Raw genomic sequence first — 25,711 nt, 5'->3', positions numbered from 1 at the left:
GTTAATGTTACCATTTTAACGCAGGATCAACGTAAGATGACTATAGTATAAGTATATTATAACAAAGAAAAAGCCCCCAAAGCAGTACACTTCGTGGGCTTTTTCCTTGTTATAACACAATTGCTTATCACGCTTAATTCTTCAGTAGTTTCTCCGCATCTTTATCATCATACTGCGTTATCAGTACCTTCAAACGTTTCTTCAGGTTTACTATATTCTTCGCCTGTGCCGGATCATTGTAAATATTATGCAGTTCCTGCGGATCGTTTTTCAGATCATACAATTCCCAGAAATCAGCAGGTCCATAAAAACGTACCAGTTTATATCTCTCCGTACGTATGCCAAAGTGAGGCGATACATGATGCGGCTCCGGGAACTCGTAATAATGATAATACATATCCTTCCTCCAGCGGGTAGTATCCCCTTTACCGCTCACCAAAGGCATAAACGAAGTACCCTGCATATCTGCAGGTGCTTTTACGTGTGCGATATCCAGTAAGGTAGGCGCCCAGTCAATATTCAGCATAAAGCTATTACTGTTTGTACCGGGTTTGATCACACCAGGATAACGCATTACAAAAGGCGTATGTAAAGACTGTTCGTAAATAAAACGTTTGTCAAACCAGCCATGTTCTCCCAGGTAGAAGCCCTGATCGGAACAATAGATCACCACTGTATTGTCGGCCAGTCCGGTGCTATCGAGGTATTGGAGGATGCGTCCGATATTCCTGTCCAGGGAACGGGCAGTAGCGAGATAATCGCGCATATAACGCTGATATTTCCACGCTGTAAGTGCTTGGCCACTCAGGTGCAGGGAATCGAATTCGTGGCTTATTTTCTGCTCATAATACTGAGCAAACGGCGCCAGCTGCTCTGGTGTGAACCTGCCGTATTCACTGTTTTTATTTTGCTGATAGTTTACATGCACTTTCAGGTCTTCTTTCAGTCGCATCGTGTTGGAGATGGTCATATCCTGGTCGAGGGCTGCACGACGGCCTTTATAGTCGTCGGAGAAGCTAGCAGGCAGCGGGAAATTAATACTGTCGTACGCGCCCAGATCAGGCAGGTCAGGCAGCCATTCGCGGTGTGTTGCTTTTTCTCCTACAACGAGCATAAAAGGACGGCTTGTATCCCGGCCATTAAGCCAGGATACAGACAAGTCCGTAATAATATTAGTGACATAACCGCCCATCCTCACCGTATCATTCGGTGTGGAAATGAAGTCCGGATTGTAGTATTTACCCTGACCAGGCAAAATGCTGAAGTAATTGAATCCCTCTGGCAATGTACCAAGGTGCATTTTACCTATCCATGCAGTCTGATAACCATTTTGCTGCAAAATACCGGGGAAAGTCTGCTGGGTATTGTCGAATCGTTTTTCATTCAGTGGATACCCATTTTTATGGCTGTATTTTCCTGTCAATAACGTAGCTCTGCTTGGTCCACATATGGAGTTGGTGACCATGGCATGATGGAATAAGACCCCTTCGCGTGCTATCCGGTCGATATTTGGCGTTTGCACATACCTGTTACCATAAGCACTGATGGCCTGGTAGGTATGATCATCTGAAAGAATGAAGATGATATTTGGTCGTTTCGACTGTGCACTCAACAGAATTGGTGCAAGGAGTACAATAAGTGCGACAACTACAGATCTGATATTCGTAATTTTCAACATAGAAGCTAAGATACTCAATAAGGTTTAGTATCCTAGTACCCACTGACAGATTAAGGGTATGATGTATGACCATATCCTCTGTCGCCCACATGTACAACCTGCAGTATACGTGTGGCAATTGCATTTACTAATTGTGGATCTGCGGCATAGTCTGCATTTGGCTGGAGGTAACCATTGATCTGCAGTAAATAGTCGATTGAATGGTCCTCGTCAAGTACAGCTTTATAGTGCTCAATGCCCATTGATTCGTGAGGCTGTACAACTACAATGTAATTGTCTCCTTTCAGATCAAAATCTAATGTAAAATCTTTCATACGGCATTTTGTTTAGGAAGAACAGTTGTATGTAATCTAAATATAACAAAATTAAAGCCATGTAGTTGCAAAAAGATTTCATTGCTGCTAGTCTTCTTTTGCCCCTTTTTCTCCGGCAAACCAATGCTCTTTCTGCTTAAAAAGTACATTAAAGGTTGTCAGCGAACCGTATATCCTGGTGATATACTGCTGCATGTTTATTTTGTCTTCATCGCTCAGTTGCTTGTGACTGTTAACCTGCTGTTCCAGCACACGAAGCCGGTCGCGGACCATTACTATTTTATGAAAAAAGACCTCAATGGGTATCTCCTTGGCCTTCAATGAAGGATCCTTCGGTTGTAATAACAAGGTGCCTCCTTCCCATCTGTCCCCCAGTGGAACGACCTCAGAAACATCGCTCCAGAGACGCAGAATTTTCAATAATGACGTTTCAACGGCTGATACCGTTTCCACTTCGATGCTCCGGTTTTCTGTGTGTAAAATTTCGAACAACGGATCTGTTTTGTCCACTTCTATTATCCCCTGATCCATGAAGGTAACTACGTACTGTGCGTATTTCACATCGATGATCACTCCGGGGCCATAACGTGCGTGCTGAACTCTCGACCCTTTGCCGGCGGTTAATTCTTCCATTCAGTGTAATATTTGCCAGACAATATAATACAAGTTATTGAAAAAGTGCTCTTTACGATATCCCCAAACAATTACATCCGGCTACGACTGCTCCCGTATCGTCGTTGACAAACCCAACCATACGGGAGCATACAATATACTACATATATCCGGACAATTCCTGTTAATTATAAACGTCAATTATACACACATTCAGTCTAAGCTGACAATAGCCTTTATAACGCCATTAGATGGTTCTAACCAACCTTCAAATTCATCCTTTACCGCATCAAAACCCACTCTGTGAGTAATATAGGTAGTCGGATCAACCTGCCCGCTTTTCATACTCCTTATCACATGTTCGAAATCTTCACGGGTAGCATTACGGCTGCTCATCAGCGTACCCTCTCTTTTGTGGAATTCCGGGTGACTCACCACCAGTTCTCCCTTCTGCAGACCTACCAGTACATATCGGGCGCCATGCGACATATAGTTAAATCCATTATTGATCGCCTGCTGACTACCAGTAGCATCAATCACAACAGTCGGCATATCATTATTGGTAATTTCGCGTAAACGCGCCATCACATCTTCCTGCTTTGCATGAATGGTATGAGATACCTGCAATTTTTCTTTACAGAAGGTAAGTCTGCCTTCATTAATATCCATCGCTATCACATGCGCGCCGGCAATACGCGCAAATTCCATGATACCCAAACCGATAGGTCCGGCCCCTATGACCAGTACAAACTCTCCCGGTGCCACACCTGCCCTGCGTACGCCATGTGCGCCAATAGCCAGTGGCTCTACCAGTGCCAACGCGTCCATACTCAGTCCTTCTCCATGTACCAGCGAGGCAGCAGGCACCTGTAGGTATTCAACCATACCACCGTCTACATGTACGCCGCAGACCTTAATATTGGTACAACAATTCGGCTTCCCGTTGCGGCAGGCAATACAGGTACCACAATTGAAATAAGGAATAAATGTTACCGGTTCTCCTACCGTAAATCCGGGCGCCTCGTCAAAAGAAACCAGCTCCCCGGCCAGTTCATGCCCCAGTATCCGGGGATAAGAGAAAAAAGGCTGTGTTCCTTCGAAGGCATGCAGGTCAGTACCACAAATGCCAATCCTTTTGATCCTTATTATGGCATGTCCGGCTTTCTGCACGGGCATATCCGCTTCGCCATATTCAAAGTTACCAGGCGTGGTACAGGTCAGTATTTTCATAAGTGCACTATCTTTCGTGTAAGGGACTAAAATAATAAAAAAAAGGCCGCATGGTATATACCACGCGGCCATATATGCAAAAACCAATCGTTTTATCCTTCTTTAGGCACCCTGAGGCTGGCAGAATCTTTGTTTCCGCTTTTCTTACGATTATTGTCCTTTCTCTCTGCTTCCTTCTCTTTTTTCTCTGCCTCTTTTTTTGCTGCCTTCTCTTTCTTCTTATAATAACCACGCAACAGGAAATTATGTTTTAAAGCTTCCATATTTTCACTAAATCCATCCGATCCTTTACGTATGGACCTCACCGTTCTCTTGGCTTCCGTTACGGTACCTTCCAGGCTGGTCGCCAGACTATCACTATACAACAGCCGTCCTATACTACCCTCTCCATGGTTGATCCTGGTGGCAATATCGGCCAGCTGCTCCGTAATGACCTCGGCATTAGCCGCCACACCAGACACCCTGTTGATCACCTGGTCATAGTCTAGCGGATCTACCGCGTGTACAGAATCACCATCTTTTACCGGTTCCGCATTTTCCTTGCCGGAACTGATGGTTATCAGCTTATCTCCCATCAATCCATCAGAACTGATACCGGCCACTGCCCCTTTTTTGATAAATGGCTGTACCTTCTCCTTGATACGCAATGCTACACGGGCCGTCGTATCAGATAATATTTCGATACTTTCTACAGTACCCACATCGATCCCTACAAAGCGGACATTATTACCTGCTTGTAGTCCGCCTACATTTTTAAAGGTACCATAGAGCAAAAATGTATTACCAAACATATTCTTATTCCTCCCAATGAGGAAAACGCCTATAAGCAATAATGCAAAGGCGACCGTAGCAAAGATGCCGACCTTGATCTTTTGTTTTGCTTTCTGCTGCATACTTCACTATTTAAAAAAGTTATTAATGAGTTCATCCGGCGACTTCGCCAATTCATCGTATGTGCCTGTTGCGATATATTCACCGTCATTCATGACGACGATACGGTCTGCTACAATACGGGCACAATTCATATCGTGGGTGATAATAATAGACGAGGTTTCATATTTCTCCTGGAGTTTTATGATCAGCTCACTGATCTCCCGGGAGGTGATAGGATCCAGTCCGGTCGTAGGCTCGTCATACAGCATAATTTCCGGCCGTAGTATGAGCGTTCTTGCCAACCCGACCCTTTTACGCATCCCTCCGGACAAGTCAGAAGGTAGTTTATCAATCGCTTCTTCCAGTCCGACACTTTCCAGCACCTCTTTCACGCGCTTTTCAATGTCCGCTTCATCTTTCATTTTTAACACGCGGGTAAGCGGGAAAGCCAGATTCTCACGTACTGTCATAGAATCATACAATGCGCCACTCTGAAAAAGGAATCCGATCTTCATACGCAGCTCACGCAGTTCATCCGGCGAAAGTTCCTTTACCTCTTTTCCCAATACTTCCAGCACCCCTTCGTCAGGTTCCAGCAAACCTGCAATACATTGTATTGTTACTGATTTACCCTGACCCGAGCGCCCAAGTACCACAATATTCTCGCCCCTGTGCAGCTCCAGGTTAATGTCTTTCAACACCTCGTTATCGCCAAAAGATTTTTTCAGATGTTCGATACGGATCACCACTTCATCATCCGTGGCCACCGGAGTTTTCTTTTCTTGTACCAATGTATCATCCATAAGTGTGTCTGCTTGAGGTTAATAATAAATCAGGTTGGTGATCTGTACTGCTATCGCATCTATCAGGATAATCCAGAGAGAGGCGCTTACCACAGCGGAGTTAGCCGCTTTTCCCACACTTTCCGTACCACGGGCGGAATGATATCCTTTATAACATCCGACAAAACCGATCGCATATCCGAAGAAAAATGTCTTTATCACAGAAGGCACGACGTCGCTAAATTCCAGTGCTTTGAAAGATTTCTTAAAAAAGAGGGTTGCACTGACGTGATCCTGTATGTTGACGCCTACCCATCCACCTAACATGGCCAGCCCATCAGCCATAATCGTTAGTAAGGGTACCATGATTGTGCAGGCAAGGATGCGCGTTACGACGAGATACTGCACCGGATTAGCGGCCGAGACCTCCATGGCATCTATCTGTTCCGTCACTTTCATACTACCCAGTTCTGCCCCGATACTCGATGCTATTTTACCTGCACAGATCAACGCAATGATCACAGGTCCTATTTCACGTATAATGGAAATGGACACCATACCGGGTACATAACTTTCTGCGCCAAAGTCTTTTAAAGTAGGTTGCGTCTGTAACGTCATTACAAGCCCGATGATGAACCCTGTAATACCAACCAGGCCGACGGACAGATAACCAACAATAAAACACTGGCGGATAAATTCTCCCCATTCAAATCCTCCCCGGAAAATATTCCGGGCAAAGCGACCGGTAAACAATACCTGATCGCCGACAATTTCCATATATCTGTTAAACGAAGATGTAAGCGCACTAGCCATAGTTATAAGCATTGGGTCATGTACAGTGGAAGCGACTATCGCTTATATAAAGCAGATGCAATTTCATGCCATCGTCGTAAAGCATGATTTTCAGGCGGAAACAGCAATAAAAAACTACTGGACTGGGTAATATTTTACACAAAATGTGAGCGACATCGTATTTACAAATCTGTTTATTATTTTTGGTGGGAATATATACCTTAATATGGCTCATGTAAAAAAGTGGCGCCTGTGTTTGTTGATCCTGTTGATAGCCGGCGCCTGTCGTGAAAAAAAGAATGCAGATTTTGCGGTAGATAAGATACCGGACCCTATGCAGCATAACAGTTACGTCAGTAACCCGGATCACCTGATCAGCGATGCGACCGAACAGACTTTAAATGAACAGATGCGGCAGATGGATCAATCCGGACGTGCGCAGATAGCAGTTGTACTGTTGGAGACGATCGGTGAAAAGGTACCGAAAGATGTTGCGCATGAAATATTCAGACTTTGGAAACCGGGCCAAAAGGATAAAAACAATGGTCTGGTTGTCTTACTGGTGAATGATCAGCATCGTATTGAATTTGAAACGGGCTACGGACTGGAAGGAGATCTTCCGGACGTGGTTTGTTATCGTATACAGCAATCAGAAATGCTGCCGTCCTTCAAACAGAAAGATCTTGATGGCGGTATGCTGAAAGGTATGACCGCCGTCGTTAAGGTGTTGAATGATACAAATGTAGCGCAGGGTGATGCACAGGAAAATGAGGCTGATGCTGCAGATGGACTATCCGATACCGCTATCGCCGCACAGGAGATGATGACAAAGATAGATAGTTTTGTAGCTGCGGATAGTGCCGGCTTCGCGCAACAATTTGGTGCTGTACCTGACAATAGCGACCCTGTCATAAATGTAGGAGAAACATCTCCTGATTACCCCCAGGAGACATATACAGCAAAAGAACAAGGAGACGATATGGGGGTCGGCACTTTAGTGCTGTATGTCTTCTATGCGATATTCGCTACCATATTCGTGATCCAGACGGGCAATGCAAAACGCAGAAAGAATACCACTTCGCTGTTTAAGACCAATATCTTCCATATGATCTGGATATATGGAGCGCCATTTATATTGACGCTGGTGTTAATCAATTTTTTTGATGTGGTATACCGCTGGTGGATATTGCCAATAATTATGTATGGCAACCTGCTGACTTACCTGATCTACCGTACGATTGTCGTTCACACAAAGGCTGCCTTTCTGCTGAAAACTGCTGACAGACGCCAGCAATACGATGCCTGGAATCAGGCCAATAAAAGTACCTGGCTGGCTGGCTTTTTCTTTCCGCTGCCTTTTCTGCTCTACTCAAAATGGCATAAAAAACGCCTGGAAGCACTCCGGTTTGAACCATATGACTGTGAAAATTGTCACCAGCAAATGGCAATATTGAAAAAGAAAGAAAAACAACAATTCCTTAACACCAGTCAGCTGGCAGAAGATAAAGTAGGTTCTGTCATATATGACGTATGGAATTGCAAGCAATGCAACAGCAGAAAAGTGCTTGGGTATCAGGACCTGGATGTCAATGCCGACGAGTGTCCATCCTGCCATGCCATCACCATGGTACCCGGCAAAAAGAAGGTATTACGTCGTGCTACCAGCAGTCGTGAGGGCGAGGGTATCCAGCATTATGACTGTAAACATTGTAATCATACAAAGCAGGAATATTATGTCATCCCAAAGCCATCTTCCGGCAGTTCAGGCAGCTCTGGCTCGTCAAGCTCTTCCTCTTCATCGTCCAGCAGCAGCTGGGGCGGAGGCAGTTCCGGAGGTGGCGGAGCAGGTAGCAGCTGGTAAAATTACGATTCACTGATCATGATCATTGTTTTTTGTCCGGAATAGGGATAATTTTGCATTATGAATTCTGAAAAACAACTGAGGAAAGGACCTAACTGGTGGCGTCAATTTGATTTTCTGGGGTTGCACCTGCTGCCGATACTGGCATTTTGGACGCACGTCACAACATTTGACTGGATTTTATGTGCGGTATTGTATGTAGTACGCATGTTCTTTGTAACAGGTGGCTATCACCGATATTTCTCGCATCGAACGTTCAAGACCTCGCGATTCTTCCAGTTCATTCTGGCAGGAGGCGCACAGAGTAGTTTACAGAAAGGTGTATTATGGTGGGGAGCTAATCATCGCGTTCACCATAAACACAGTGATACACCTGAGGATCCGCACTCTGCAAATATTTACGGTTTCTGGTATGCACACATGGGCTGGATTATGGGTCCTGAGTTCAAACCAACCCGTTACGAACTGATCAAAGACTTCAAACAACCAGAATTATACTGGCTGAACAAATATCATTGGGTACCAGGTGTTATATTGGGTGTTGCCTGCTACTTTATCGGTAACAAAGTAAATGGTGAAGGCTGGTTCGACTGGCACGCAGGTCTTTCTACACTGCTGGTTGGTTTCGTGCTGAGCACTATTTTCCTGTACCACGGTACATTCACTATCAACTCCCTGATGCACAAATGGGGTAAACCTCGTTATAAAACAGGGGATTTCTCCAAAAACAGCGCTATTCTGGCACTGGTGACCCTGGGTGAAGGCTGGCATAATAACCACCACTACTATCAGAGCGCTACCCGTCAGGGCTTCTTCTGGTGGGAATTTGATATCACCTACTACATCCTGCGTACACTGGGCGTATTCGGTATCGTTTGGGATATCAGAGGTGTACCAGAAAAGGTAAAATCCAGCAATCTGCTGACTGATGAAGCAAGAGAAGAAGTGAAAGCAGCGAACAGAAGATTGGTAGAAGAAAACAGATAAAGCAACTTTAGTATTTCTTTTTATAGAAAGGACGGTCTGGTAACAGATCGTCCTTTTTGTTTTATGTATTAATAGTTCCGCCCGCTTCCGCAGGACTTTATTCCGAAAAAATTACACCAGGATTAAAAGCGGTGCCTGTAAACTTCAATAAGGATTATCTGACAATAATGTAAACCTGTATCCTGAATATACCTGCTTCGAGGACAACGTGCTTCATTCAGGAAGACATTTCATAGAGGCAACTATGGAATATCTTTACGATGCAAGCGAGACTAAGATAATATTAGATTGATTATAAATGCAATAAGCTGATTCACATCCCTCTTTCCCTAAATAATCCAATTAAAACTTGCATTAAAACATCAGATGTTTATCAAAACATCCTACCTTTGTGAAACATCAGACGTTTAAAACGATGACTAAACCAATAAAACTTGCAGACAAAGTCATTTTTGAGCTGCAAAAGGAAATTTCCCTCGGGAAATACAAAGTGGGCGAACTGATCCCACCAGAGCCGGTATTAATGGAACAATTTGGCGTAGGCCGCTCTACTATCCGCGAAGCGATAAAAACACTCTCTAATGCGGGGGTACTCAAAGTACAACAGGGCGCTGGCACCTTTGTATGCGCTCCCGCAGAGACAACAGAACCATTAGACCAGCGGCTCAGAAGAGCCGCATTACAGGAAGTAAATCATGTGCGGCAATTGCTGGAGGTAGAAATCGTACAGCTGGCAGTCAGTCACCGCACAGCAGAAGACCTGGCAATGATGGACAGTCTTTTGCAGGAAAGATGGGAGGCGATCATTACAGACAATTACGAAGCCTGTGCCGATGCCGATATCCGTTTCCATAAAGCGGTAGCCGGCGCTTCGCATAACAGCGTGCTGGCGGATCTGTATCAGACTTTCTCCAACGCGATCATGCGCACCTTTCAGCAAAGGGAGAAGCCGCACGTATCGCAGTTCCAGCGTACGCATGAACTACACGTGCAACTGGCAGCAGCGATCCGTGAACAGCAGGCGGAACCCGCCATCAAAACTGTCAGGGCCATTCTTGAAAATAATTTTTAATCAATAACTATTGTCATGTCGATTCTGGTATTCACACTCATTCTGCTGGTAGGCGCCTTCACGGCGGGTATGCTGGGATCTCTCACCGGTCTCGGTGGAGGGGTCGTATTAATCCCTTTACTTACACTCGTATTTCATGTCGATATCCGATATGCGGTGGGCGCTTCTCTTGTAGCATCCATTGCTAATTCTTCCGGTGCCGCAGCGGCGTATATCAAAGAAGGTATCACCAACGTGCGTATCGGTATGTTCCTCGAAATAGCCACCACCACAGGCGCTATAATCGGCGCTGTACTGGCGGTATATACACCGACGCATCTGGTTGCGATCCTCTTTGGATTTGTCCTGCTGTTTTCTGCTGCCATGACGCTCAGAAAAAAGAACGAACACGGCGACAACGAAAGCAACAGTAAACTGGCCCGCATCATGCGTCTCAACAACTCCTACCCTGTCAATGGTGTAGAAGTCCCTTATAAAGTAAGAGGCGTTGCAGGTGGTTATGCATTGATGACCGTAGCAGGTGTGGTATCCGGATTACTGGGTATCGGTTCCGGCGCACTGAAAGTACTGGCGATGGACGGCGTTATGCGTATCCCTTTCAAGGTATCTACCACTACCAGCAACTTCATGATCGGTGTAACGGCGGCAGCCAGCGCAGTGATCTATCTGCAGCGTGGTTATATTGATCCGGGTATCGCATTGCCTGTTGTATTGGGCGTACTGGCAGGCGCTTTCGGAGGATCCCGTCTGCTCATGAAAATGAACACACGCAAGCTCCGCCTGCTGTTCTGCGTAGTAATCAGCGCACTGGCACTGGAAATGATATATAATGGTTTTACCGGGAAATTATAAGCAGATGAAAAAGATATTCTCAAAAGAATTCTGGCAGGAAAGAGACGTTGAACTGTTCATCGGACAGCAACTCAGATGGGGGGTGATTACCTCCAGCATTATTGCGCTCATCGGTGGTATTATTTACCTGATCAAAAACGGCGGTAATACGCCTTCTTATACTGAATTCACCGGTGCGCCGGAATACGTGAGACACCTTCCTGGTATCTTACGCGGTATTAAACAATTCGATGGTATGGCGATCATACAGTTAGGTGTGGTGGTACTACTGGCTACACCGATTACCAGGATCGCGTTTTCTGTATTAGCTTTTGCAATGGAGAAAGATACCTTGTACGTGGTTATTACGCTGATTGTATTGGGGGTGATTACATTTAGTATTTTTAGTGGCTTTGGAGGCTGAAGACAATCAAAAATTAAGAATTAAAAATTAAGAATTAAGAATTGGGCCTCAGTGAAATGACAGTCTATCATGTAAAAAGCTGCGAGGATTAACCTTTGCAGCTTTTTACATGATAGTTATTTCCCGAATAGACCAATTGTCATTCATAAGCCAATTGGAACGGGACCTTAATTCTTAATTCTTAATTCTTAATTCTTAATTCTTTACGTGTTTCGCTCATGCTGCAACAGCATATTCATCGCATGATCAAATGAACCCGCTCTCGTAATCTCGCCATTGTTCACGAAGAAGATTTCATCTGCGTTTTCAATGGTATTCAATCTGTGCGCAATGATCACGCGGGTCGTATGTGCCGGCAGCTTTTTCAATACGGCTTCCAGTTGTTGTTCTGTTACCGTATCGATATTGGCAGTGGCTTCATCCAGTACCAACAGGTCCGGATTACGTAATACCGCCCGCATAAAGGCTATGAGCTGTTTCTGTCCAAGGCTGATACCGTCATTACCAGAAACGATGTTTGTAGCCAGACCATCTTCAAAGCGTTCCAGCAGGGCGTCCAGCCCTACTTTTTCCATCACTTCCCGTAATTGCGTTGCGCTGTAATCAGCATAGGTCGGATTGCCATAAACTATGTTCTCCTGGATCGTACCGGAGAAAAGGAATGGTTCCTGCAAAATGAACCCGATTTTACGGGTACGCTCTTCCGGTGTATAAGAACGGATATCGCGGCCATTCAGCAATACCTGTCCTTCGGTAGGATCATACAAACGTGCAATCAGTGAAGCTGTAGTTGTTTTACCTCCGCCTGTAGGTCCCACCAGGGCATATGTTTTACCCTGCTCCATGTTGAAGCTGACATTTTTCAGGATCTCCTTACTATCGGCATAGCGGAACTGTACATGCTGAAAACTGATCAGCGGTGCATTCTCTTTTGCTGGTCCGGCAGGAATTACTTTCAGATCTGTTTCCAGTTCGAGGATCTGGGAGATCCTGTCCCAACCTGCCATCGCCATCTGGAAGTTAGTCCATAAAATAGCCAGCTGACGGATCGGGTTATAGAAATAAGTGGAGAAAGACAGGTAACTGATCAGCAGTCCTACCGTGAACTCACCTGCTGATATCAGATAGATACCATAGGCCAGTACGGCCAACATGGCTATCTGGGAGCAGAAAGAGAACACCGGGTTGAAGATATTATTCAGCACACCTGCAGCAGTAGCGGTTTTATAGTTCTGCTGATTGACCTGGTCAAAGCGTTTGCGGAAATAATCACGGCGATTGAATGCGATGATCACTTTAAAATTGCTCAGACTTTCCTGTATTTCAGCACTCATACCACCGGTACTTTTCATGTTGGCAGCGTTTCTTTTCTTCACCAACGGAGAAAGGATACGGGTAAAAAGCAACAGCAAAATAGCCGGTGTCAGTGTAGCGATACCCAGTTTCCAATTGATAGACAACAGGAAAATACCCGCGCCGATCATGGACATGATACCACTTGCAAACTGTACGAGGGACTGAGAAAAGAACTGGTTCATCTTATCAGTATCGTTATTGATACGGGAGATCAGGTCACCGGTTTTATTCTGATTAAAGAAGGCGATCGGCAGTTCCTGCAATTTCACAAATAATGCACTTCGCAGCATATAAAGCATACGCTGCCCTACTTTTCCCATCATCAGGGTCTGGGAGTAGGCAAAGATCAGGTTCACCAGGAATATAGCCAGCAGAAGACCTGCACAACGGAGTATGCCGGAAAAGTCCTTGTGCGCTACATAATGATCGATCGTATAACCTACCACATATGGAACCGTGATGGTTAATGTCTGGCTGATCACCATGATACCGAATACACCCAGCAATGCACGGTGTTCTGTTTTTATATAGGCCAGTAATTTCAGGAGGCGTTTCCCCGAAGTACTCTGCTGTTCGTTTGTATCTGTATTATTCAGGTTGTAATTCATAATTGCTGGTACTACGTTGGGAATTAAAGATCTGTACGTATTCGGGACATGTCTGCATCAGCTCCTGATGTGTGCCTGTGGCCACCACTTCACCATCCATCAGCAGGATTATCTGGTCAAAATGTGCTACAGAAGCTATTTTTTGTGTCACAGATATGAGCGTCAGGTGCGGATAGTTTTCCTGCACATTGTCCAGGATACGTTGTTCGGTGTTCGCATCTACCCTGGCGGTAAAATCATCCAGCAGCAGGATCTGCGGATTGATCGCCAGTGCCCTGGCCAGCATGATACGCTGTTTTTGTCCGCCGGAAAGGCTGTTCCCCCTTTCAGAAACCACGGTGTCCAGTCCGTCCGGAAGACTGGCCACAAACTCTTTCAGTTCTGCGGTAGCTATCGCCTGTTTCATCAGGTCTTCACTTACGTTCTCATTGAAAGCAATGTTTTCCCGCAGACTCATATTAAACACGATACTATCCTGGAATACGAGCCCCACCTGTTGCAACAGCGCGGTTTTATCATAGTCGGAGAGGTCCGTGTTGTCATAACTGATATGCCCCCCGTTTGGTTTCAGCAGACCGACAATAATATTGAGCAACTGTGTTTTACCGGCGGCTGTCGGACCGATAATCGCAGTACGCGTACCTGCTTTTACGGAGAAAGAGACCTCTTTCAGGATCGGTTTACCATCCAGGGAAAGGTCAATATGATCTACATGGAGGTCGCCTTTCAGGGTATCTGTCACAGTACCTTTTTCTTCGGATTCGGGTGCATGAAGTACCTCTGCGATACGTTGATAGGAAGCGGTGGCCTGTGCGATCAGGTTACTCATAAAACCGATGACGATGATCGGGAAGATCAGCATGGCGATATAGCTGTTGAAGGCGGCGATATTACCCAGGGTCATTTCTCCGTTGATCACGAAGTGACCACCCAGCATTAAGGTCGCCAGGGTTGCCATACCACCCAGGAAACTGATGACTGGTACTAGTCCTGCAAAAAGGCGGACTACCGCAATACCCAGGGACATGGATTCCCCATTCGGAGCTATGAAGCGGTCATATTCCTGCTGCTGCGCATTGATCACGCGGACCAGGGCCGCACCGGTAATACTCTCGTTAATGGTCTTATTCAGTTTGTCGACCACTTCCCTGCTCTTTTTGAAGGTCGTTCTTACCTTCCGCAACACCGTGCCGAATGCTACGGCGATGAAAGGCACGACGGAGATAACGGTCAGACCGAGTTTCCAGTCGATGCTGATCAGCAACACGCAACAACCGATAATCATAAATACGGAAGAAGCGATAGAGATGATGGCCTGCGATACAAACAGTTTGATACTATCGACGTCGCCGGTCAGGTTGGTCAGTAGTTTGGAAGGATTGACCTGCTGTATATAGGCGTAGTCCTGGCGGGAAATACGTGCAGCAAGGTCGGTACGTAACTGGCGGCCTACCCTTTCAGACATATAGGTCTGAATGATACTCTGCACATACGTAAAGATGAAAATAGCGATAGCAGCGCCGATGAATTCCACGACCAGGCGGTTCAGATCGAGCGTGCCGGCGGTGTATGCGTCGATTCCTCTGGACGTCAGGTAGGGCAGCACCAGGTTCAGCAGGTTACTACACAGGGCCATCAGCATCAGTAGGAATAACTGGCCTCTGTAAGGGCGCAGTAGAGACATTAATCCGGAGTTTCCTTTGCCCGTCTTGGTTACGGGCTTGTTGGTCTTCTTCATATCAGTAGCAAATATATAACAGGCAGCAGACCTGTAGGCTGCGGGAGGCCAAATTTACTGTAAAAAAAAAGGTGTCAGGTGCAGGTATAGGGTAATGGTACACGTGTTACAAGGAGGAAGACGAATGAACAAAAAGAATATTGCATATCCGGCAAAAAAAATCCTTCCGGAAAAACCGGAAGGACTTCGACGCGTCTGCGTCCCAGATATTTTTTATGGAGCAACCCGGTTAGGCGATACCAACCGAAGGTTTCCATGAATATTCTGTAGATTGCATGAATACCTCCTTTTCTTTGATGAATTATGAATTTACGGATTTTATCCGAAAAAGCTTCACCCATTTGTCTGTTTTAGCGAATAATTTTCGTGTTATTTATGATACTTATCGAGACCTATATTCCGACACAGCTGACCCATCTGATCAAAACCTGCTGGTACCTTGAGGTACCAGCTAAGCTGCCACATCCTTACCAGGAAGACATATTGCCCGACGGGCACCATGAAATCATTTTTCACCTGCCTCCGCATACAGGTAAACGTCGTTTTAAAGCAGGAGAATGGCTCGAAGAGCCTGCTGCTTTTATCGCAGGACAGACGCTGACCAGCTATACTTTAGCCCTGATGCCCGGCGCACGCCTGTATGGTATCCGCTTCTATCCACATACATTGTCTGCCTTTCTGAAAATGCCTGTACCAGATACCGAAACAGGTATCACACCTTTGAGCGATATCGTGCCGGAAGCACCTTTTTGGGCGTGTATAGCAGCAGATCCGCAGCAGACTTTCAGACAGTTTGAACGTTTGCTGACAAGCAGCATCAGCAAACTGGAGCCGCCATCCGGCGCTTATGACTATGTACATGCAGCGGTCGCCGCTATTCTGCAAAACAAAGGGAATATTTCGGTGGACAGGCTGATACAACGTACCGGCGTTTCGGCCAAACACCTGGATGTCCTGTTCAAACGACAGGTAGGACTGACACCCAAGGCAATCAGCAATATTATCCGCTTTAATCATTTTATTGCCTGGAAAAACCGGCATCCGGAGCAGAATTATACCGCCAGTGGTTATGAGACAGGCTTTTATGACCAGTCTCACCTCATTCGCAGCTTCCATCAGTATACACAACAATCGCCCAAAGCCTGGTTCAATAACAATACCGGCATCAATGACGTATTCGTGAACATCTGACAGTTCACTTTTTTACAATTCCGTCCGGCAGCCGCAGGATAGCTTTGTATTAAAAAAACACATGCGATTATTACTGAGCATAGCCCTTCTTCTTTCTTTCCGGGTATACGCACAAGATAAAAACATCGCCCAGTTTGTGATCTGGGAGCCTAAAGAATGCATGGAACAGGCGTTTGAAAAAGGATACCAGTTGCATTTACAGTGGCATATCGCCAATAGTGATCTCTGGGACTGGTATGGCTGGTATTTTATATCCGGACCACGGGACGGACAACTGTTGGATGCTACGGTAGATCATGCCTGGGCGGACTTTGACCAACGGCTGAAACCTGCTGAAGATGCGGCTGATAATCAACTACACGTTCATCCTTTTGCAAAACTAAGGGCTGTTATAAAAATGGAAAAGATGGCCAGCTGCGGGCATAATAAAGGCTTACAGGCCCGCTTCCTGCGAATGATCACCATCACGGCCTATCCATTAACCAATGCCATCAAAGCGCTCGATAACGTAACTAAGCAATTGCACGCAGACTGTTTTTATACGTATAAGATCGTAGATGGTGGCAATCTCCATCAACTGGTACTGCTTCTGGGATATGATAGTTTCAGTGAATTAGGCAAAGACGCGGACATTACGGAACTACTCGAAAAGCAGGCCGGTTTTACATTAAAGGGAATTGAGTCTGAGATACTGTCGTTTAAGAAAGAGATGAGCCGTTTGCATCAGTAAAAGACTGCTTTTTCTCATAGGCCTCGGCCTTCCAGAGGAGTGAAAATATCCAGCCTGTTTCTATCGTATATAACAGCAGGACAACAAGATATAGTACCCTTTGTGTTGTCTCGTCGATAATCTGCCCTTTGTTAAGAATAAGCTGGAGAGTAGCTTCTTCCGCTTCCAGGGAAGGCTCCGCCCACCTGATCACACCCGGAGGGAAAGGGTTTACTTCTTTTGGTGGAAATACCTTTTGTATACAATACAAGACCGGTTCTCCCCAACCATATGCCAATACCAGCGTAAAAACAATGAGCCAGTTACGGACCTTTCTGCCCTTTCCAGCGTCAGTCGCATACCCCCTGCCCCAGCGGAACAGTAAAAAAATAACGACGAAGATGGGGATCAGGAAGATGGCATAGAACAATATGCCAAAAGGGATCAGTATAGCCCACTCCCATAGTTTTTCCGGGAAAACATACAGACTGAGGACATCCAATACATTACGGGAAGGATATAAATAATGTCTGATATGCGGCAGCAGACCGATAAACAGAACGGCTGCAAGGATCTGGGTATGAATGGATATTTTTTTGCGTAGGGAGGCGTGAGTGGTCTGGTCCATTGACATAGTTAATGACCGAAATATAGTCATTATTCTTTATTTCAGTAAAAAGGCCCTGCTTTCGCAGGACCTTTTACAGATTACTTATACCATCCAGCCACTGTGTCCAGATAATTTTCTATTGGCATTGATCTACGCATTTCCATCAGTTGATTACCCATTGCGCTCAGTACAGTACGGAACTGTTTACTGGCGCCGGTAGCCAGGGCGTAGATAGCATCTACAATGGTTTGCGGATCGTCCAGCGGGCCATTCTTTGCCTCCTGCATCATCTGCCTGACGCGTGTTGTAATGGCTTCGTAATCCGTTATTTCCGGATGTTCATTCCAAATGACTTTATCTACGAAACTGTTACCACTCGATCCGCCCTGTTCTATCAGGTGCAAACTAATATTCAATGGCTCCAGTTCATAATACAGTCCTTCGGTCAGTCCTTCCAGTGCAAATTTGGACATGTTATATAAAGAGCCGACAGGTACGGCGGTAGTCACGCCCATGAAGGAACTGATGTTGATGAACTTCCCTCCTTTCTGTGCCCTGAAATGCGGCAGGAAGGCACGGATAACATTGATAGGGCCGCGTACGTTTGTTGCAAACTGCCAGTCAATTGTTTCTTCTTTTGCCAACTCCAATGCACCGTATGTGCCTGCCCCCGCATTATTTACTACGACATCAATTTTACCGAATGCAGCAACCGCCGCTGCTACTGCTGTATTTACCTGTGCGATATCCGTCACATCCAGTTTAAAGATCTTTATATTTTCATATTGCGTCAGCTCTGTTTCTTTCTCTGGTGTACGCATGGTAGCGGCTACATTCCAACCCTGTGATGCAAAATATTTAGCGGTCAGCTTACCCAGTCCGCTGCTGGTACCTGTAATGAATACTGTCTTTTTCATATCTGAGGATGATGATTTTTATAATACTGGAACTTTTGTTCCGCTAAGGTAGTTATAACGGAACAAAAGTTCCAAATAAATCTGCTTCTTTTTTAAAAATTCCGGAATATTAGTTCCGATTACGTACCTTTATGATTAAGAATTAAGAATTAAGAATTAAGAATTAAGAATTAAGAATTAAGAATTAAGAATTAAGAATTAAGAATTAAGAATTAAGAATTAACGCGAAGATCTCCGCTGCATTCCAATTCTTAATTCTTAATTCCTAATTGTTAATTGAATTACATCATATGGCACGAACAAAAAGATTTGACGAAGAGGAAGTGTTAGATAAAGCGATGCAGTTTTTCTGGCACAAAGGCTACAACGGGACTTCTCCGCAGGAGATCCTGGACGAGCTGGGACTGAGTCGTTCCAGTCTGTATGATACATATGGCGATAAACGTAGCCTGTTTATCAGTGCGCTGACACGTTACAGGAATACGGTGACGGGCAATATCCTTGAGCTACTGGCTACTGCAGAGAATGTACCTGAAACGCTGAAATCACTGTTCATTATTTCTAAAAACAACTGCTTTGTCAATGAAGACAAAAGAGGTTGTTTCATGGTTAATTCCATTATGGAACTGGCCACACATGATGAGGAAATTGCGGAGATTGTAAAGGAAAACAGGGAAGCGCTGGAAAATGGGTTTACGGGAGCGATCAAACGTGGTCAGGATTTGGGACAGATCTCTAAAGAAAATACGCCCCGTTCACTGGCGCGTTTTATCATGAATAACCTCTGGGGATTGACTGCGCACTCGAAATCGGGTGCTGACAAGAAAGTGTTTGACGACATTATCAGACTAACAATGTCAATGCTGAAGTGAGGCTACCCACCATATGGCGGATAGCCTCTTTTTTGTTGACTGTAGCTTTTACTGCTGCAGTCTCATGGTTTGTAGTCATATAACAAAGGCTTTAAAAGCTGGTAGATTTTGTCAATGCTTCTTTTTCTTTAAAAGCGTCTTTCAATAACTCCAGTTTAGCCATACCCCGTTCGTAAGCATCTGAACCCAGTAACAGGTATACAGGAGGCTTTTGTTCGTTGACAATCGCGATCATGGCTGCCGCTGCTTTGTCAGGATCTCCTGCCTGTTGACCATCCATTGACTCGTATTTCTCATGCGAATTTCTGATAGCGGTATATTCCGGAATCTTATTTTTCGCCATGGTCAGTGATTCTTTTGTCAGGAAACTGGTCCTGAATGCGCCCGGCGCTACAACGGTCACTTTGATACCAAACTCTTTCACATCTTCTGCCAGTACTTCGCTCAGACCTATCACCGCATGTTTTGCTGCACCATAGATGGACCAACCGGTGGCTGGCGCAATACCTGCGATGGATGAGATATTGATGATGTGTCCTGAACGCTGTGCCCTTAACTGCGGCATTGCCAGGCGGATCACATTGAGTGTACCGAAAACATTGACGTCGAAGGCATCCCGGGTTTCTTTATCAGTCAGTTCTTCTATACTACCGCCGATACCATAACCCGCATTGTTTACTACGACATCCAGTCTGCCGAAAGTAGCAATTGTCTTTTCAATCGCTGCTGTTACACTGGTTTCACTCACCAGGTCAGTTTCCAGTGGGAGGAAATCTGCAGACTGTTCACTTACCGCCTTTACCAGTTCTCCTATCTTTCTTGATGTTGCTGCCACGCGTTGACCTGTGGCCAGCAGCTGTTTTACCAGGCTTAATCCCAATCCCTTGGAAGCACCAGTTACAAACCATACTCTGTTGTTGTTGTTGCTCATCGTTGCTAAGTTTAATGATGCAAAACTACATCGGATCTCTATGCCGGTTATTACATCATTCAAAGCAATACTTGCGGAATTCAAACAATCCTGAAAGAGGATGGCGTCTGGCTGGTCTGTTTCCTGAAAAAGTTGTTGAAATGGGCCGGTTCCTCAAAGCCCAGGCAGTAACTGATCTCAGAAACGTTCCAGTTGGTGTGTTTCAGCAGGGCTTTGGCCTCGCTGACCAGACGTTCTGAGATGTGCTCGGTGGTAGTTTTACCAGTGGTTTCCTTGATGGCCCTGTTCAGGTGATTGACGTGTACGGCCAGGTGGTCTGCAAAATCCTTGGCTGAACGGAGTGTGAATCGCTGGGATGGGGATTCAATAGGAAACTGTCTTTCAAGCAGTTCTGTGAAGATAGAGGTGATCCTGGATTTGGCATCGGGATGTTTATATAATGTCCCGGTAGGCTCCAGTTTCAGGGCATAATGGATCATTTCAGTCACATAGTTCATCAGCAGATCATACTTATACCGGTAATCAGAGTTGATCTCCTCCAGCATTTTGGTGAAGATCTGGCTGACGTGTGCATCCTGTTCTTCCGTCAGCATATAAGAAGGTTTACCTCCCGGGGCGAACATGGGTAATTCATTGATACTGCCTCTCATACGCTCCGTAAAGAAGCCTTCTTTAAATATACAGAAGAAACCTGTCTTTGTTTCAGACAGGGTCTCATATGTATAAGGTACCTGGGGATTGAAGAAAGTCAGGGTGCTGCCATCCAGTTCTACGCTTTTATCTGCATAGTGATAGACATTCCGGCCTCTGACCAGGTTGATCTTATAAAAATCCCGGCGGCTGTATTTAAAGGTCTTTGCAGACGGCCCCTGGAAGTCTTCCAACCGGAACACATTGAAATGTCCTATATCCTGCTGTAGGTTTTCAGGCAGCCAGTTGAACTTCTGCTGATAGAATTCCGCTAATGTTTGTGTTTCTGCCATACTGCTAAGTTACAAAATTCAAACATTCCAGGAAACGGGTTTTCTTAAACGCTATTGATGGGGGATCAATGTGACCGGACCGATCAGACCAGAAGCCTGCAGGGGCCAGCCTGCAGCATCAAAAGACTTATAATTGATATTGACGAAATTGATCTCATGATAGTTTCGCCAGGGAATGCCATGTTGATCCATATAACGGATCCGGTTGGCCATCAGATTGGCTACTTCTATCCTGATCTCATTTTTACCTGGACGCAGATATTGCCCCACCCTTCCCTGGAAAGGAATGGCCCAGTAGATACCGGCGTCTTGTCCGTTGATGGTGACCCTGGCACTTTCGTGCACTTTCCCCAGGTCCAGCAGATATTCCTTTTCCAGCTTATCCGGCAGGGTAAATGTCTGGGTATAAACCGCTGAACCACTATAGGAAGCTGCTGCGGTATCGGAAAGACTTGTCCAGGATACCAGCTGGTCCAATTGGCGGTCGGCGGGCTTAAAAGGGCCTCCCTGGGTAAAGGTCAGGTCCCATTTGCCCGATAAAGGAAGCGGCGTTCCTGGTTTATTCAGGTATCTCCAGTTGCCAACCGCCTGCTCTGCGGCAGTGACCGGACCGGTTCTTACTATCAGCGACTGGCCGGGTTGCAACTGGATCCTGACCACATCATTCACATGGTGATGGCCCACTGTTGCGGGACCATATACTCCTGTCATCGGATCGAGGAGTAAGACGGTATCTTCAGCACCCATCTGGTTAAAAGGGACCGCATCATCTACAGCATCCGCCGTGTGATTGACGATATAATACCAGGTTCTGTCTTTGTCTTTTCTGCGGATAAACTGTAAGCCTTTCGCTGTTAGTTTTTCTCCATCGATATGCTGTATGTGTAAGGCTTCCTGTATCCCGTCATAGTTGTATATAGTGCCTTTTCCCAGCCTGGTGCCGGCTATTTTGCCTGATAAAGCCCCTTTCACTTTTTGCTGCAGTGCTTTCAGCTGCTGTCTGCGTTTATCAAGATCATGCAGACCAGGAACATCTTCCGGCATCGATTCAAAGATGACAGTAGCTCCCGCTTCTACAAGTTTGATGATCTGCTGAAATGTCTGCAGGGGCATAAGTTTCATTGCAGGAATGATCAGCACCTTATAGGGGGCTGCATTGGTACTCGTAATGAGTTTTCTTCCCTGCACCAGCGTCTTGCCCAGTTGTTTATCTGAAATAAAATCCAGTGAATACCCTGCCTGTTGCAAACTTTTTACCTGTTTATAGAAAGGTGTAGGGTGCAGCCATTCATCGATATCATGGACTTTCAATGGCAAATCTTTCCCTTTGGGATTTTCCCAGCAATCATATACCGGCCAGTAGATCAGCAGTTCATTGTCAGGGATGCCGGTCTGTAGTACGGATTGTACCCGGGAAATGTAGTTGTTCAGTCCTGTCAGGTGCGGCCAGCAACTATTAGTAGGTACGAAATTGACCGAGGCATAGAACAACCAGCCTGGCCAGGGTACATCCGGCGGAGAAAAGGTATTCCCATGATAAAATACATGATTGACACCGGCCAGAAATGCCTGTTCCACTTCAGGTTTACACTGGGAAAGGGAGGTCTTGAAATGCTCCGTCAGCCAGGTGAATGTCTCACAGGACACCAGGGGATGTCCTGTTACATGCGCAGCGGAGGAGGCGAATTTCAACATAACCGGATCAGGAGCTACAATCCGGATATCGGCACTGTCTCTTCTGAGTCCGGGGATCGGGAAATAAGTAGAGCCGAAGGTTTCGCATTCAGGGATATCGACTGCTGCGTACAGATCAAGGAGATTACCGGGAGAGCCATGCGCCTGGTTCTTTGACACACTATTGTAGCGATGTGCCCATTGGGTCCAGGGACGAGTAAAATTGTCAAGGAGTAATTCGGACATGGTTTCGCGGTAGTCAGACTTTACCCTGCCTGCCGTTTCGCTCTTCTCTTCGCTGATGAGTTCCGGCAGGTATTCCCGGAGGTCATAGCCCCTGTGTGTTTTAAAGGCGCTGAAAAACGCAGGCGTCCAGTCTGCGTTATATACTTCATAGCTATCGTTATAGAAGGAGCGTACACCCGGCGACTTGCCTTTAAAGGCAGTATCAAAACGTTGCAGGTATACCGGTAAGGCAGTGGCAGAAAGATGATCCAGGGTATATCCTTCTCCACCCGGAGCAGCCCTTTTTACCTGCTGCAGCGTCCAGCCGCTAAACAAAGCATACAGGGTCCAGTCACCCGCAGGCGGTATCCATTGGAGTTTACCCTCCTTATCTACTTTACTGATCAGGGAGATACGTTGTTTGCCATTGTAAGCGGTCAGGGCCTGTAAAGCAGCCCCTTGTTGTTTATTATCGTTGATCCGTATCTGTGCTGTAAAGGGAGTACCGCCTTTTACAGGATAGGTTTGTATAATGAGACGGGAAGCGGCTTGTGCTTTTGTGAGCTGCGGACCGCCAAACGGCCATCCCGTACCGGTGGTCAGATCTACGCCCATATTATATCCGGCAGCTGTTTGTACGGTATAGCGCAGCAGGTCGATCCACTGTGGCGAGAGAAAACTAACGTATCGGGATTCATATCCTTTCGCCCCATAGATCGGGGCTATTTCAACACCGCCAAATCCCGCATCATGCAATGTCTTCAACGACGCATCCAGACTTTTCTCATCTACCGCACTTCCTACCCACCACCAGCGGGTCCAGGGCTGATGCAGCCTGTTACCCGGTGCAGGCCATACGTCAGGGCGCAGGGTGTCAGTATGCGGTATGGCAGGTTGTTGGGCGACAGCCGGCTGTAAAAGCAGCATTGACAGGATAGCTGGCAGTAGCTTACAGGATCTTCTGATTACAGTTTTCATAACGTCATTTATTGTTCGGTAGCCGACCAGTCAAACTCAGGGTTCTCCGCCGGCATTTTGGATTGCAGCATCAGTCCGGAGAGCGCTTTCACTTTCTGTGGGTATTTTGTGGCCAGGTCATGTTCTTCTCCTATGTCTTCGGATAGATGGTACAGTTCAAAACGTTCGGGTGTGCCACGTTTTTTAAAGCGGATCAGTTTCCAGTCGTCTTTCAGCAATGCTTCCTGTAATCCGCCTTCATTAAACTGCCAATAGAAGTGATCATGCTGCCTTGCGGGTTTCGTTCCGTTCAGCGCTTTTGTGTAAGATAAGCCATCTATTCCGGATAAAACAGGGGAATGCGTAATATCACTCAAAGTGGGCAATACATCCCAGAACGCCCATGGAATGGTGCTAACCTGTCCTGCGGACACTTTACCCGGCGCTCTCACGAGCAGGGGTACTCTGATACCTCCTTCATAGAGATCGCGTTTAATGCCTTTTAGGGGGCCATTACTGTCAAAATAAATGGGGTCTGCACCACCTTCTCTATGCGGACCGTTATCGCTTGTAAAGAAGATATAAGTATTGTCGTCAAGACCAAGTTGTTTTATCAGTGCGCTGATCTCCCCTACGTTCCTGTCCAGTTTCGTGACCATCGCTGCGAATGCTGCATGTGGATTTTCCTGACTGCGATAGGTCCCGTTCTTACGCTCATAAGGCGTTTCCGGACCTAACTTACTGCTGCCATCGGCATTGAGGAAGGCTTGCATATCAGTAGCTGGCGGCGCAAGTTCTGCATGTGGCAGGGTAAATGGCAGGAAAAGGAAAAAAGGCTTGTCTTTATTGTCATTGATGAAAGACAGCGCATGTTGCAGGATCTCATCCTGGGAATAGACATTCGTGTCCCTGGGTACACGGCTGATCTGTCCTTCCTTTACTTCAAAGAGATAGTCTGTATAGTAGTTATGTGCATGTTGCTGATTCAGATAACCAAAGAAGGTATCAAAACCTTTGATCTCCGGGGAGCCTGTCGTACCGGATTCTCCCAATCCCCATTTGCCAAACATACCGGTACGGTAACCGTTCCCTTGCAGCAGCTGCGCCAGGGTACTGTCCTCCGCACGTAAGGGAAGGCGTGTATTCCCCCTGATATAGGCATGTCCCATATGCTTTCCGGTGAGCAGGGCACAACGGGAAGGCGCACAAACGGTATTACCGGAATAGAAGTTCTTGAATTGAATTCCCTCCTGCCCCAGTCTGTCAATATTAGGCGTTTTAACAGGGCTTTTGCTGTTATAAGCGCTGATATTACCATATCCCAGATCGTCAGCCAGAATGAAGATAATATTGGGTTTATGGGTCTGTCCCTGGGTCAGGATAGTAGTCAGTAACGCGCATCCTGTAAGCATGACGCGCAGCATTTTCTTCCGGTCCATAGTATTGATTGATCGACGTAAATAATTTGTTAGCGAAGGCCAATA

Annotated in this window: 23 protein-coding genes; 8 read left to right on the top strand and 15 right to left on the bottom strand. The window is 46.0% G+C overall.

What is annotated here, in order from left to right:
- Positions 1–133: 133 nt before the first annotated feature.
- The 7 genes from CPIN_RS16480 to CPIN_RS16450 form a co-directional block, all read right to left on the bottom strand.
- Entirely contained in the window at positions 134–1,678 is a 1,545-nt protein-coding gene (locus CPIN_RS16480; protein WP_044218915.1) for a sulfatase family protein, read from the bottom strand.
- Between the two features lie 50 nt (positions 1,679–1,728).
- Positions 1,729–1,992, bottom strand: coding sequence for a hypothetical protein (locus CPIN_RS16475; RefSeq protein ID WP_012790962.1), 264 nt, complete (start codon positions 1,990–1,992; stop codon positions 1,729–1,731).
- Positions 1,993–2,079: 87 nt separating this feature from the next.
- Positions 2,080–2,625: a DUF8685 domain-containing protein gene (locus tag CPIN_RS16470; RefSeq protein ID WP_012790961.1), complete on the bottom strand. Its 546-nt coding sequence runs from the start codon at positions 2,623–2,625 to the stop codon at positions 2,080–2,082.
- 192 nt (positions 2,626–2,817) lie between these two features.
- The gene (locus tag CPIN_RS16465; protein ID WP_012790960.1) at positions 2,818–3,834 is read right to left on the bottom strand and encodes a zinc-binding alcohol dehydrogenase family protein; all 1,017 of its coding nucleotides are present in this window, start codon (positions 3,832–3,834) and stop codon (positions 2,818–2,820) included.
- Positions 3,835–3,926: 92 nt separating this feature from the next.
- A complete protein-coding gene (locus CPIN_RS16460; protein ID WP_012790959.1) occupies positions 3,927–4,727 on the bottom strand; it encodes an MlaD family protein in 801 nt (266 codons plus the stop codon).
- 6 nt (positions 4,728–4,733) lie between these two features.
- Complete coding sequence (locus CPIN_RS16455; protein WP_012790958.1) at positions 4,734–5,510, bottom strand: ABC transporter ATP-binding protein; 777 nt, start codon at positions 5,508–5,510, stop codon at positions 4,734–4,736.
- Positions 5,511–5,528: 18 nt separating this feature from the next.
- Positions 5,529–6,302 carry an MlaE family ABC transporter permease gene (locus CPIN_RS16450; protein ID WP_044221761.1) on the bottom strand — a complete coding sequence of 258 codons (774 nt, stop codon included), beginning with the start codon at positions 6,300–6,302 and terminating at the stop codon, positions 5,529–5,531.
- Between the two features lie 205 nt (positions 6,303–6,507).
- On the opposite strand from CPIN_RS16450, the gene CPIN_RS16445 reads away from it, so the two are divergent.
- From CPIN_RS16445 to CPIN_RS16425, 5 genes are all read left to right on the top strand, one after another.
- Positions 6,508–8,142: a TPM domain-containing protein gene (locus tag CPIN_RS16445; protein WP_044218912.1), complete on the top strand. Its 1,635-nt coding sequence runs from the start codon at positions 6,508–6,510 to the stop codon at positions 8,140–8,142.
- A gap of 60 nt (positions 8,143–8,202) precedes the next feature.
- Positions 8,203–9,129, top strand: a complete 927-nt coding sequence (locus tag CPIN_RS16440) for an acyl-CoA desaturase (RefSeq protein ID WP_012790955.1) — start codon at positions 8,203–8,205, stop codon at positions 9,127–9,129.
- Between the two features lie 391 nt (positions 9,130–9,520).
- Positions 9,521–10,201, top strand: a complete 681-nt coding sequence (locus CPIN_RS16435) for a FadR/GntR family transcriptional regulator (RefSeq protein ID WP_044218909.1) — start codon at positions 9,521–9,523, stop codon at positions 10,199–10,201.
- 15 nt (positions 10,202–10,216) lie between these two features.
- Positions 10,217–11,053 (top strand): sulfite exporter TauE/SafE family protein, encoded by an 837-nt coding sequence (locus CPIN_RS16430; protein ID WP_012790953.1) that lies wholly within the window; start codon positions 10,217–10,219, stop codon positions 11,051–11,053.
- 4 nt (positions 11,054–11,057) lie between these two features.
- Positions 11,058–11,456 carry a DUF1634 domain-containing protein gene (locus tag CPIN_RS16425; protein WP_012790952.1) on the top strand — a complete coding sequence of 133 codons (399 nt, stop codon included), beginning with the start codon at positions 11,058–11,060 and terminating at the stop codon, positions 11,454–11,456.
- Between the two features lie 203 nt (positions 11,457–11,659).
- Here the strand turns inward: CPIN_RS16425 and CPIN_RS16420 are convergent, their stop codons facing one another.
- Together CPIN_RS16420 and CPIN_RS16415 are read right to left on the bottom strand one after the other, a co-directional pair.
- On the bottom strand, positions 11,660–13,420 hold the full coding sequence (locus CPIN_RS16420) for an ABC transporter ATP-binding protein (RefSeq protein ID WP_012790951.1): 1,761 nt from the start codon (positions 13,418–13,420) through the stop codon (positions 11,660–11,662).
- Positions 13,401–15,158, bottom strand: coding sequence for an ABC transporter ATP-binding protein (locus CPIN_RS16415; protein WP_012790950.1), 1,758 nt, complete (start codon positions 15,156–15,158; stop codon positions 13,401–13,403). The genes CPIN_RS16420 and CPIN_RS16415 overlap by 20 nt, the downstream gene beginning before the upstream one ends.
- A gap of 375 nt (positions 15,159–15,533) precedes the next feature.
- Here CPIN_RS16415 and CPIN_RS16410 point away from each other — a divergent pair, with 375 nt between their 5' ends.
- Both CPIN_RS16410 and CPIN_RS16405 read left to right on the top strand, forming a co-directional pair.
- Positions 15,534–16,349, top strand: coding sequence for a helix-turn-helix domain-containing protein (locus CPIN_RS16410; protein WP_012790948.1), 816 nt, complete (start codon positions 15,534–15,536; stop codon positions 16,347–16,349).
- 61 nt (positions 16,350–16,410) lie between these two features.
- On the top strand, positions 16,411–17,079 hold the full coding sequence (locus CPIN_RS16405) for a hypothetical protein (RefSeq protein ID WP_012790947.1): 669 nt from the start codon (positions 16,411–16,413) through the stop codon (positions 17,077–17,079).
- On the opposite strand, the gene CPIN_RS16400 is transcribed toward CPIN_RS16405, so the two are convergent.
- Entirely contained in the window at positions 17,048–17,686 is a 639-nt protein-coding gene (locus tag CPIN_RS16400; protein ID WP_044218906.1) for a hypothetical protein, read from the bottom strand. The genes CPIN_RS16405 and CPIN_RS16400 overlap by 32 nt on opposite strands.
- Positions 17,687–17,766: 80 nt before the next feature.
- Complete coding sequence (locus CPIN_RS16395) at positions 17,767–18,585, bottom strand: SDR family oxidoreductase (RefSeq protein ID WP_012790945.1); 819 nt, start codon at positions 18,583–18,585, stop codon at positions 17,767–17,769.
- Positions 18,586–18,875: 290 nt separating this feature from the next.
- Between CPIN_RS16395 and CPIN_RS16390 the strand changes: the two genes are divergently transcribed.
- Positions 18,876–19,457: a TetR/AcrR family transcriptional regulator gene (locus CPIN_RS16390; RefSeq protein ID WP_012790944.1), complete on the top strand. Its 582-nt coding sequence runs from the start codon at positions 18,876–18,878 to the stop codon at positions 19,455–19,457.
- Between the two features lie 91 nt (positions 19,458–19,548).
- Here CPIN_RS16390 and CPIN_RS16385 read toward each other — a convergent pair whose 3' ends face one another.
- The 4 genes from CPIN_RS16385 to CPIN_RS16370 all read right to left on the bottom strand — a co-directional run bounded on the left by CPIN_RS16385 (position 19,549) and on the right by CPIN_RS16370 (position 25,666).
- A complete protein-coding gene (locus tag CPIN_RS16385; protein ID WP_012790942.1) occupies positions 19,549–20,388 on the bottom strand; it encodes an SDR family oxidoreductase in 840 nt (279 codons plus the stop codon).
- Between the two features lie 80 nt (positions 20,389–20,468).
- Entirely contained in the window at positions 20,469–21,371 is a 903-nt protein-coding gene (locus CPIN_RS16380) for a helix-turn-helix domain-containing protein (protein WP_012790941.1), read from the bottom strand.
- A gap of 51 nt (positions 21,372–21,422) precedes the next feature.
- Positions 21,423–24,248: a glycosyl hydrolase gene (locus CPIN_RS16375; RefSeq protein WP_012790940.1), complete on the bottom strand. Its 2,826-nt coding sequence runs from the start codon at positions 24,246–24,248 to the stop codon at positions 21,423–21,425.
- Positions 24,249–24,256: 8 nt separating this feature from the next.
- Entirely contained in the window at positions 24,257–25,666 is a 1,410-nt protein-coding gene (locus CPIN_RS16370) for an arylsulfatase (RefSeq protein ID WP_063715249.1), read from the bottom strand.
- Positions 25,667–25,711 lie beyond the last annotated feature (45 nt).

The organism is Chitinophaga pinensis DSM 2588 (assembly GCF_000024005.1).
In the GTDB taxonomy this organism is placed as follows: Bacteria; Bacteroidota; Bacteroidia; order Chitinophagales; family Chitinophagaceae; genus Chitinophaga; species Chitinophaga pinensis.
The sequence above is the reverse complement of the archived record's forward strand: the minus strand, read 5'-3'. Positions and strand labels throughout refer to the sequence as shown.